General features: G+C 41.6%; 8 protein-coding genes. 2 read left to right on the top strand and 6 right to left on the bottom strand.

What is annotated here, in order from left to right; genetic code table 11:
• Positions 1–135: 135 nt before the first annotated feature.
• Positions 136–1,122 carry an MOSC domain-containing protein gene (locus tag B4K11_RS03270; protein WP_292954985.1) on the bottom strand — a complete coding sequence of 329 codons (987 nt, stop codon included), beginning with the start codon at positions 1,120–1,122 and terminating at the stop codon, positions 136–138.
• 393 nt (positions 1,123–1,515) lie between these two features.
• Here B4K11_RS03270 and B4K11_RS03265 point away from each other — a divergent pair, with 393 nt between their 5' ends.
• Positions 1,516–2,172 (top strand): hypothetical protein, encoded by a 657-nt coding sequence (locus tag B4K11_RS03265; protein ID WP_292954987.1) that lies wholly within the window; start codon positions 1,516–1,518, stop codon positions 2,170–2,172.
• Positions 2,173–2,197: 25 nt separating this feature from the next.
• Here B4K11_RS03265 and B4K11_RS03260 read toward each other — a convergent pair whose 3' ends face one another.
• Positions 2,198–4,609: an EAL domain-containing protein gene (locus B4K11_RS03260; RefSeq protein WP_292954989.1), complete on the bottom strand. Its 2,412-nt coding sequence runs from the start codon at positions 4,607–4,609 to the stop codon at positions 2,198–2,200.
• A gap of 195 nt (positions 4,610–4,804) precedes the next feature.
• On the opposite strand from B4K11_RS03260, the gene B4K11_RS03255 reads away from it, so the two are divergent.
• Complete coding sequence (locus B4K11_RS03255; RefSeq protein WP_292954991.1) at positions 4,805–5,278, top strand: FKBP-type peptidyl-prolyl cis-trans isomerase; 474 nt, start codon at positions 4,805–4,807, stop codon at positions 5,276–5,278.
• A 251-nt stretch (positions 5,279–5,529) separates the two neighbouring features.
• Here B4K11_RS03255 and B4K11_RS03250 read toward each other — a convergent pair whose 3' ends face one another.
• The 4 genes from B4K11_RS03250 to B4K11_RS03235 form a co-directional block, all read right to left on the bottom strand.
• Entirely contained in the window at positions 5,530–6,360 is an 831-nt protein-coding gene (locus B4K11_RS03250) for an OprD family outer membrane porin (protein WP_292954993.1), read from the bottom strand.
• Positions 6,361–6,377: 17 nt separating this feature from the next.
• On the bottom strand, positions 6,378–6,734 hold the full coding sequence (locus tag B4K11_RS03245; protein WP_292954995.1) for a hypothetical protein: 357 nt from the start codon (positions 6,732–6,734) through the stop codon (positions 6,378–6,380).
• Between the two features lie 152 nt (positions 6,735–6,886).
• Entirely contained in the window at positions 6,887–7,690 is an 804-nt protein-coding gene (locus B4K11_RS03240) for an ABC transporter ATP-binding protein (RefSeq protein ID WP_292954997.1), read from the bottom strand.
• Entirely contained in the window at positions 7,687–8,592 is a 906-nt protein-coding gene (locus tag B4K11_RS03235; protein ID WP_292954999.1) for an ABC transporter permease, read from the bottom strand. Before B4K11_RS03235 ends, B4K11_RS03240 begins: the two co-directional genes overlap by 4 nt.
• Positions 8,593–8,608: the final 16 nt, after the last annotated feature.

The following is an 8,608-nucleotide window of genomic DNA, read 5'->3' as shown; positions in this document are numbered from 1 at the left end:
TTAGCGGGCTACCTCGCAGAAAGTACCCAATCTTTCACTTCCAGCTACCTAGTAGCTGCGCTTTTAACCGCTACAGCGATTGGGCTAACCTCACAACTCGCATCCAATCGCTCTAGCGAAAACAATTAGCATGCCCTATTTACCGCTAATTTTATCGATAAGCTTAAGGTTTGATTTAATCAGGATATTTTTTAAGCAGTGTGAAATAGGTTCCAAAAAGCGACGTAACGAAAATCGAGATTCAGGCTCCCAGTAAACGGTGTCGCCTATACAAATATTGCCCTGTTTTATAATGGTCGCATTAATGCCAAAGTGTCGCTCAGTGTACTTATCTAATGCACGCAGTACATGAGTGTCTTTTTCAATACCGGGTTGAGGCTGCGCTGGCATAAGGCAACGTACCGTTTTCGATTCGCATTTAATTATTGTGTCACCAATATAGAGACGCCCCCCAACCCAATCAAACTCCTCTAGCTTCTCATTTACTTCATTACTTTGAATATAAATATTCGGTCTAAAGCGTTTAGGTTGAAAATCTCCTTCAGGCTCTAAAGCCTCCAATGCGCTTGTTGAATTGCTGGTAATGATATGAAGTGGGTATACGTCATAAAAACGTCCACGAGGCGTCGCAAAGAATGAGAGTTCTATGAGCTTTGACCAAGAGATAGAGCCTAAACTCGGCAATGCTTCTTTTGAATAAAACTGTTTTTTCAGCGCTTTCTCTCCACTTATTGTTTTCAACTTATAGAATCGCCAGTTACTTTTTGGCTGTAAAGGGTGAAGGCTAATTGGCTTTTTAAAGTAGTTACTCAAATGAGTATCAAGACTATCGTCATCGCTAGAAAAGCGACCGATATCAGGAATGGTTATTTCTACTGAGGCAACACTATCTCCCACAGTACCGGCACGAGGCTCAGACTCATAGCTTGCTGATAGCTTCAATAGCTTAGGAGATTTACGCACGGTTGTAAGTTCATTGCTGCTAATATCTTTTATCGCCCAATAGCGATCACCTACCATACCTAATTTCTCAAGCTGTGCCTGCTCAAGGGCCTCCCCCTCCATTGATTTAACGGGATAACGCCATAGTTCTTTTACAGTACCTAAAGGGTGCTTATTCATAAACCGGTTTCCTTTTAAACGTCTGTTTAAACTTAAGCCTTGATGACATTAATAAAAATTCTCAGCGTTTATTTAAACGAACACCCTGTTTAAAGATGTCAGAAATTTAAAAGCATTCCGCAATTAATATGCAAATCAATAAGTTATTTATCAATAAGAACCTATAGCGCTCCTTCATCGATAATTAATAAAACCTTTGCCTTTCACGTATTCATTGCATCGGCATTTCAACCGGTTAATTAGATTCTCTATTGCCGATAAAGCGGCAACTGATTGCCTATTCTGACTTTATATCTCTCTTTCGTTTTTAATGTTTGTTTAAAAAACAACCAGATAAAGTGATTGGCATTGGCTTTGCTTTATTTGAACTAACGATTATTCATGGAGATGGTCATGCAACCTAGCCCAGTAAAACAAAGTTCATTTTGCTCATTAGCTCACATCCCTATCGACGAGCCGTTAAAGAAAAAAATTAAAGCGCTAAATGGGCAAACAAATGTTCAATCCATGGATCGTTTTTATCTAGAAATGCTTGAACAACTTTCACCCGCTACTCAGAAGCAGCGTTATCTCGCTCAGCTTGATAAAGCCATTCAAGCACTGTTTCGCATTAATCAGGTTATTGTTGCGGTACTGTATTGCGATCACACCGTTGAGTGTTTCAACGATGAAGTGCACCTATTGATCGATTCAATTAGCGAGGCTCCTTTAACAACCAGTCGGATCAGCTTCATTATGCATAATCACTATACGCAACGTTGCTCTGTCGAATATTTTTCGGCTGATAATCCTACATTTTCAGACTTTAAAAAAGGTTATTTATATAACGATGCGGATATTGAAGCAGGCTTTACTGCAGATGAGACAACGATAGAAGAGTTAATGTGTGATTGGCTTCAACATTACCAGCAATGGATGCAAGACTACCTCTATTTTAATCTCGCTCAAGTCACCACTGAACAGTCTGGACAGGACTTAAACCGACTAAAACCCTTGCTGGATAGCCGCCAAAGCTTTGAAGAGAGCAATGAACGCTTATCATTAAAATAGTCATTGATAAGCGTCAGCATGGCTTTTAGCCTTTTACGAATGGAAGAGGCTCTTCTAATAGAGCATCAAATTCATTGACAGCTAGTGGTTTGGATAGAAGATAGCCTTGAGCAAAATCACAACCGGCCTTCTCTAAAAAGTGTAATTGTTCCTCGCTTTCTACCCCTTCAGCAATCACTTTAATACCCAATTTATGCGCCATGATAATCATGGCTTCACACAGAATCAGATCATTTGAATCCTGCTTAAGATTACTAACAAATGACTTATCTATCTTTAGAAAGTCGATTTCAAACTTATGTAAATATGATAACGAAGAATAGCCTGTACCAAAGTCATCTAGCGCAACTTTGGCTCCCCGCTCTCTAAAGCCATGTAGTTTTGAAATGACATCTAAACCACTCTCCATCAATGTACTTTCTGTAATTTCCATAATGAGTGCTTCACAATCCACTCCCAGCCCTTCAGCATAATCCAACCATGCAGCGGTTGTTTTACCCCCATGAATATACTGTTCAGGCGAGGTATTAATACTCACCTTTATCTTCCGATCATGATGAATATCCCACTGATGTAACTGACTCGCTGCCGCTTTAAATACCCAGTCGCCAATCTCAATAATATGACCCGTCTCTTCCGCTAATGGAATAAAATCCAACGGACTAATAAGCCCTTTACTCGGATGGTTCCAGCGAATCAATGCTTCAGCTTTATCTATAAACCCGGTTCTCAAATTTACAATCGGTTGGTAATAGAGTTCAAATTCGTTGTTCTGTAAAGCTGAGCGCATATCATTTAAAAGCTGGACTCTATGTTTTGCTGATTCCTGCATATCAGGTGTGAAGTAACTAAATCTATTTCGCCCTTTAGCTTTGGCCGCATACATCGCTTGGTCAGCATTTTGCAGTAACACATCAGCACTCTCTGCATCATTAGGATAAAGCGTAATACCAATACTAGCTGATATGTATAAAGTCTCATTTTGAATTCGGTAGGGTTGAGCAAGTACCCGGAGAATGGAACTAGCAACCTGCTCAATCACTTCAGGGGATTGAACTGTTGGCATCATAACGGTGAACTCATCACCACCTAGACGCGCTACAACACCCTCTTCTCTAACACAGTTTTTTAATCGATCTGCAACGATACCAAGTAAAAGGTCACCTACCGCATGTCCATTTATGTCGTTAATCTCTTTAAAGTGATCCAGATCTAGATAAAGCAACGCTAGGGGTTGTTCTTTTCTCACCGCATCTTTCATTAATACAGACAAACGCTCTTTGAACATACGCCTATTAGGCAGTTCCGTTAATGGATCTAGATTTGCTTGAGTCCAAATCAATTCCTGTGCATTCTGACTTTCTAATAGCGCATTATCTAAATTACGATTTATTCTAAAAATATATAGGGCGATCCCCCCCACAATAAACAATGCTAAGAAAGTGATAGCGAGTATCTGATAGAGCCAACCCAAGTCGCCCTGATCAGCGTTCTTATATAAAAAACCATCTAGTGAAAAATCCTCAGGAAGCATTTCCAAACTTTGATAGGTTTCAACTATATGCTTCCACCTGCCAGGATTCATATAGCCCATTTCAATCAATACTGGTTGGAGCAGAGGCACCATCTCCTTAGCTTCAAACTGAAGAAACTCTCGCGAATAAGGCGTGTCGTATTGAGTAAAGATCAGGTCTATGATCTCTTCAGGGTGAGCCATTGCATAACGCCAACCACGCAAACTGGCATCCCTGAACGCAATGACACGATCAGGGTGATTAGCCACCTCAGATTCACTGGTAAACAAGTTGTCACCGTAAAAATCGATACCGACTGATCTAGGTGTATAGGTTTGATAAGAGAAACGCTCTTTTTCAAGAAAGAATCGTTCATTCGTAACGTAAGCAGACATAACATCTGTTCTACCTTGCATTAAATCTTCAGGGTCAAAACTATGCTCTTGAATGATTAGTCGATCTTTAGGAATACCTGAGCGCTTAAGAAAAGCAAATAACTCATCGGATTGGGGTTCAATCATCAATCGCTTATCAACGATGTCATGGACACCTTGCGTTGATTTTTTTTCTGCTGCGATAAGAACAAGTGGTGAGTGCTGAAAAATTACGGCCAATGCAACCAGCGGCTTGCCCGCTTTTCGCTCTAGCAGTAAAGAACTAGTGCCAACACCGTAGGTTGCATCACCTGCTATGACTGACCTAGGAACATTTGTGTGGGGATCAGCTGCCTTAATACTTACATCCAAGCCTGATTCAGCATAATAGCCTTTATGTTTGGCAGCGTAATAGCCCGCAAACTGGAAAGCATGAACCCATTTTAATTGAAGCGTGACTTGCTCTTCTGCGATAGCAGAAAAAGAGAGTAGGCAGGACAATAGGCCTGCAAGAATAGGCAGTTTTATACATTTAAAGCGTTTGATCATTTTGTATTTATTATGTAATTGAACGCTATTTCAGAGTAATCGTAATCAGGGCAGCATTCAATATATAATCAATAATTTACCAGCCCTTTAAAGGACCTTATCAATAAACAGATTAAACTAACCCTACAGACAACGTAGTTTTTCAATTACTATCTGTCGTCGCAATTAATAAGCCTTAACTTTCGGATTCTGATAATGCTTACTTACCTACTACCAATATTAGTCATTGCCATCCTGTTTTTCCTCTACAAAAACCAACAATCAGCAAAGAAACAAGCGGCTATAAACCTAGAAGCAGGTCACAACTTTTTAAAAGAAAATGCGAAGAACGAAAATGTACAACAAACCTCTTCTGGCTTGCAGTACCAAGTACTTAAGGAAGGTCATGGTGAATTACACCCTACTCCAACATCTCAGGTAAAAGTACATTATCACGGTACGCTGATTGACGGTTCAGTATTTGATAGTTCCGTAGATAGAGGAGAACCAATTAGCTTTGGCCTTAATCAGGTGATAAAGGGTTGGACAGAAGGGCTACAACTAATGGTTGAAGGTGAGAAAACGCGCTTATTTATACCAAGCGAACTCGCTTACGGAAATGGTTCCGCTGGTATTATAACTCCGGGATCAACACTAATATTCGATGTTGAATTATTGGAGTTTAGTTAAAAAACGGAGGGGCTACCCTCCGATAAAAGCGTGGTACGACAGAAGTGACCACGTGCTGCTTGGTGCTTTATTCGAGAGGAGTAAAACAAAGCACCTTAAGAGGCTACATAGTAAAATTTAGAGCTGTAAAAGGGTTGATGAGAGCCACATTTTACCGCTCAGACTATTACTAACGTGTAGCCTCCTAGTCTGTTGAACCAGTGACAAACCAGGCTATATCGCATTAATATAGCCCTTATTACATCTTCTAATTAAAAAAGATCAACGTTGTAATCAATCATGAAACGGATATCGCTAATACGAGGTACAACCTCAGCATCACCATCAGCATTAGCAACACGTAGGCGCATGCTTAAGCCTTTAGCTTTACCCTCTTGCAATGTATAACTCGCATCAAAGTTCGTTTCGTGACGCTTACCATCCGTTCCAGTTGAGTGATCGATATCCCAACTTTCAGTATGTCTAGCCATCAATTTCAGACCTGGAAGGCTTGGCACTGAATAATCGATACGTGCTTGTAGCGATTGTTCGTCTTTAGCATTAAAGTCAAGTAGCTGAACAGCACCCCATGTAAAGAACTGAGTATTATCATCGCCGCCCCACTTCTGGTCGTAACCGTTATCACCACCAATTGTTTGATATGCAAGCGTATAAGCAAGATTTCCTGCAGATAAACGCGCAGTCAAGCCAGTCAAATTACTGTCGTAATCACTGCCATAAAGATCACCATCATCTTCTCCGCGCATATGAGTCAGATCAAGCATCAGGTCATTTTCACCTAGCTTGGTGTTATATCCTAAGTTGTAGTAGCCCTGTTTCTGATAATCATCAGCAACAGCGTACTGAACATGCGTACTCAAACCGTTATCAAATTTGTACGTACCACCTATAGAAACGATTTCGTATTCTTCACCATTAGCAGAATAAGAAACAAAATCCTGACTGTTATTCATAGAAGCTTCGTCAGTATAGATCCCGTACAAAGAACCTTTTTCAAATGATGCTGTTGCATGCACGCCTTGTGTACTTGGAGCAGAAATACGTGAAGTCAGGTCATTAAGTAGTGGCGTCATCAGAATCATTCGGCCTGCACGGATATCTAAATTATCAAGGGCTTGAAACGAATGTAAGCCTGCTCAAGAGTTGTATAGCCATCACCTTCTGGTGTTAGAACATCTGATGAGTTAATTGTTTTATCATCTAGCAGTTCGACTACAGAGACAGCTGATAGACCGAAACCAAATATGTCATTCCACAGAGGTGATTTAACATTCAAACGAAATGCCTGACCAGCAGCGTGCGTATCTGGGATGCCCGCATCAAAGTCGCGGTTCATATAGAAAGTACGGAAATCCATATCCACATCAAATTTATTTTCATCTTCAGCAGCCATAACCTGAGCGCTGGACATAGCACTGACTGCCATAATAGCTGCCGTTAAATTTTTAAGCTTCATGTCGTATTCCTATCTAGTTTCTTATTTTAAGGTTTTCATATAACGGCCAATCTCGTTCGACTGACCTAAATTAAATGAATATCTCGGCTCTCTGGTGCAGACATGAAGAGCATTAAGTCTTAACAAGATATCCATCTAAAAAAGCAGAGGTTTTATGCCCCGAGTAACAATTTGTCATCATCAAGTTCCTCTCCATCCCCTCGCGCTTTCGCAAAAAGGTTAAGAAGATCTTTGACGTCATAATTACTTCTTTCTTTACCTGATAGATCAAACATCACTTTGCCTTCATGCATCATGATTGTTCGAGTGCCGTGATCTAATGCCTGACGCATTGAATGCGTCACCATCATTACCGTTAACTCTTTCTCTTCAACGATCTGATCGGTGATCTCCATCACCAATGCAGCGGTTTTCGGATCCAAAGCGGCAGTATGCTCATCCAGAAGAAGAATCTTACTTGGCTGTAATGCCGACATAAGCAGGCTGACTGATTGTCTCTGCCCACCCGAAAGAAGACCCATCTCTGCGCCTAGACGATTTTCCAAACCAAGATTAAGACGCTTAAGTTGCTCGCAGAAGAGATCTCGAAGATCATCGTTTAGTGCGGGTTTAAGACCTCCACGGCTACCACGGCCATAGGCCAACGCCATGTTTTCTTCTACGGTCATATTGCCGCATGTACCTGCAAGCGGATCCTGAAAAACCCTAGCTACATCGCGAGTTCGTCCAGCAGCAGAGACGTTAGTTACATCCCAAGCATCGAACATCAACTTGCCACTAGATGAGCGAATATCCCCAGCGATCGTATTAAGGAGTGTCGATTTACCCGCACCGTTTGAACCGATAACAGTTACAAACTCACCTTGTGGTATTTCTAGATCTACACCACGAAGTGCTCGTTTCTCAGTTGCTAAACCCGCATTAAAAGTGACTTTAATATCTTTACAGCTAATCATGAGGCACCTCCCGCAGCAGCCTGTCGAGCCTTACGCTCTCTACGAAGATGAGGAATGATTAGAGCTAAACCGACCAATACGGCAGTGATTAAGTTCAGATCAGATGTAGTAAACCCTAGGAAGTCCGCATTTAATGCCGCTGAGACCGCTAGGCGATACAATAACGAACCGATGATGCAGCTAAAGATAATCACTAGCATCGAGCGACTACCAAACAAGCTTTGACCGACAATTACGGCTGCCAAGCCGACAACAATGGTGCCGATACCCATAGTTGAATCTGCGAAGCCATTGGTCTGGGCAAACAATGCACCGGCCAAGGCAACTAAACCGTTTGAAAGCGCTAGACCGGCGTAAATTTTCTCTTTAATTACAATGCCGTTTGCCTGAGCCATGCGCGGGTTCGCACCGGTTGCACGCATACCCATGCCATACTGCGTATTTAAGAAATAAGACAGCGCCAAGCCTATCAGGATCACAACAAACGCTACGAACATGAGTTTAAGGTACATATTTGGAATACCGAAAGACTCAAAGGGAGACAGGACCGTGGGTTCCATAATCAACGCAATATTAGGCTTACCCATAATACGAAGGTTAATGGTGTACAACGCGGTCATAGTTAAGATACTGGCAAGCAGATGTAGGATATTGAAACGGAGATTTAACCAAGCCGTTACAAGTCCAGCTGCTGCACCACCAATCGTTGCGCATATAGTAGCCACATAAGGATTGATACCAAATACAATCAGGGCGGCGGCAATCGCCGCCCCCATCGTAAAGGAGCCATCTACCGTTAGATCTGGAAAATCCAAAACTCTAAACGTTAGATAAACCCCTATCGCTACAAGACCGAAAATAAATCCGATCTCAAGCGTGCCAAGGAAAGAAAATAAAGACATAGGAACGACCTCTACT

The organism is Neptuniibacter sp. UBA6509 (assembly GCA_002435145.1).
In the GTDB taxonomy this organism is placed as follows: domain Bacteria; phylum Pseudomonadota; class Gammaproteobacteria; order Pseudomonadales; family Balneatricaceae; genus Neptuniibacter.
This window is presented reverse-complemented; position numbering and strand designations above follow the sequence as displayed.

What these genes read in the sequence shown, in the direction of transcription:
- B4K11_RS03270 (WP_292954985.1), bottom strand. Translation starts at nt 1,122, where the DNA reads ATGAATAAGCACCCTTTAGGTACTGTAAAAGAACTATGGCGTTATCCC.
- B4K11_RS03265 (WP_292954987.1), top strand. Translation starts at nt 1,516, where the DNA reads ATGCAACCTAGCCCAGTAAAACAAAGTTCATTTTGCTCATTAGCTCAC.
- B4K11_RS03260 (WP_292954989.1), bottom strand. Translation starts at nt 4,609, where the DNA reads ATGATCAAACGCTTTAAATGTATAAAACTGCCTATTCTTGCAGGCCTA.
- B4K11_RS03255 (WP_292954991.1), top strand. Translation starts at nt 4,805, where the DNA reads ATGCTTACTTACCTACTACCAATATTAGTCATTGCCATCCTGTTTTTC.
- B4K11_RS03250 (WP_292954993.1), bottom strand. Translation starts at nt 6,360, where the DNA reads ATGATTCTGATGACGCCACTACTTAATGACCTGACTTCACGTATTTCT.
- B4K11_RS03245 (WP_292954995.1), bottom strand. Translation starts at nt 6,734, where the DNA reads ATGAAGCTTAAAAATTTAACGGCAGCTATTATGGCAGTCAGTGCTATG.
- B4K11_RS03240 (WP_292954997.1), bottom strand. Translation starts at nt 7,690, where the DNA reads ATGATTAGCTGTAAAGATATTAAAGTCACTTTTAATGCGGGTTTAGCA.
- B4K11_RS03235 (WP_292954999.1), bottom strand. Translation starts at nt 8,592, where the DNA reads ATGTCTTTATTTTCTTTCCTTGGCACGCTTGAGATCGGATTTATTTTC.